The sequence below is a fragment of the Pseudomonas sp. FW305-28 genome (assembly GCF_017351395.1).
Lineage (GTDB): Bacteria > Pseudomonadota > Gammaproteobacteria > Pseudomonadales > Pseudomonadaceae > Aquipseudomonas > Aquipseudomonas fluorescens_AA.
Map to the genome: position 1 here is coordinate 1 of NZ_JACNDD010000319.1, position 257 is coordinate 257.

1 pseudogene is annotated in these 257 nt (G+C 59.9%); it reads left to right on the forward strand.

The annotated features are described in order from the left end of the window. Window positions 1–257 (forward strand): annotated as a pseudogene (locus tag J4E53_RS30625) (pyrroloquinoline quinone biosynthesis protein PqqE); the annotation flags it as partial.

Sequence of the window (257 nt, forward strand, 5' to 3'; positions counted from 1 at the left end):
GACCATATCCAGATCAGTTTCCAGGCCAGCGACGAGCAGGTGAACAACCTCCTGGCCGGCTCGAAGAAAGCCTTCGCGCAAAAACTGGAAATGGCCCGGGCGGTGAAGGCCCACGGCTATCCGATGGTGCTGAACTTCGTGACCCACCGGCACAACATCGACAAGATCGACCGCATCATCGAGCTGTGCATCGCCCTGGAGGCCGACTTCGTCGAACTCGCCACCTGCCAGTTCTACGGCTGGGCGCAATTGAACCG